The organism is Candidatus Methanoperedens nitratireducens (genome assembly GCF_900196725.1).
GTDB lineage: Archaea > Halobacteriota > Methanosarcinia > Methanosarcinales > Methanoperedenaceae > Methanoperedens > Methanoperedens nitroreducens_A.
Window position 1 is genome coordinate 1 of the sequence record NZ_FZMP01000127.1, and the last position, 1,313, is coordinate 1,313.

The window sequence follows — 1,313 nt, forward strand, 5'->3', positions numbered from 1 at the left end:
TCTACTCTTCGGAAAGTTCACTGTCAGTACTCAAAGGATCCGATATCGTAGCCTGCACCTTTAGGTCTGGAATTCCCGTCATAGTCTATGCCAGGAGCATCCGTGGATGTTCCCTTATCTATTGCCGGGGAACCGCTCTTGATATGGAAATCGCCACCTGACGGATTAACGAACAGTGGGCTTCCGGTCACGTAACTGCTGCCCATTGTACCTCCTCCTCCGTCAACCAGATTGTTGGTTATGACTGTGTTGCCTCCGGCGTAGTTCTCTATCTGCATATTGCGGTTCTGACTTGCAATATTATTCCTGATCCTTATATTCGTAGCACCTGAGTACTCGCTTCTTATCCCGCCGCCCCAGCTATCTACCAGTCCGTTATTGTATACAATATTGTTCGTAACAGCAATATTATCTATTACGCCGGCACTATAGCTTGTTCCGGCTGCTATTCCTGTTGCTCCCATATTCCATACAATATTGTTAAAAACCCGCATGTTCTTGGCACTGCCGGAATTCTCAACTCCGATAGCTATGCCTCGTGCACCGGATGTCTGGCTGTCGTGGACTTTATTTTGATATATGTCGATATTCTGGGCGTTCCTTCCCTGGGAATCTATGTATATACCCGCAGAATATGCTCCACTTATATCATTATGGTGTATTGAGCCATAAGAAGAGCCTTCTTTCACATCAATGCTCTCGAAATTGGCATTGTTATAGATACGGTTGTTCTTTATTTCAAAGTTATTCGTTCTTATTATATTCACATTTTCGTTCTGTTGTCCTCCGTTAAATCCTGCTGTTTGAGAGTTTGTTACTTCATTTCCATCATAAGTGATATAACTTGAATCCTGTGCATACAATGCTGACCGGGCTATATCATTGAAGTAATTATTCTGTGCAATTATATTCGAAGCTCCTCCGGATATCATGATCCCCATAGATGTGGAGTGTACTATTTTGAACCCTGATATCTTTATGTAACTTACACCGTCCATACGGATCAGTCCGTCATAATTTAATGATATACCTGTACCATCGAGCGTAACAGTCTTTCCCGGATATGCTGCGAATGTAATGTAGTTCCCTGAGCTTCCTGATTTCTTTATTGTGACTTTCTCCTTGTACGTTCCATCCATGACGTAAACCGTAGCCCCTGCAGATACTGTGTCTGCTGCATGCTGAATGGTCCTCCATGGGGACGAGGATGAGCCGGAGTTGCCGTCATTACCATTGGTAGCTACATAATATGTAGGGCCGTTTGAAATGGGATCAGGCGTGCTCGTAGGAGCTGGAGTTGCGGTCGGCGCAGG

At 44.6% G+C, this 1,313-nt stretch carries 1 protein-coding gene; it reads right to left on the reverse strand.

What is annotated here, in order from left to right; all coding sequences use genetic code 11:
* Positions 1–23: 23 nt before the first annotated feature.
* On the reverse strand, positions 24–1,313 hold a 1,290-nt coding region (locus MNV_RS09445), incomplete at its 5' end, for a right-handed parallel beta-helix repeat-containing protein (protein ID WP_143311716.1).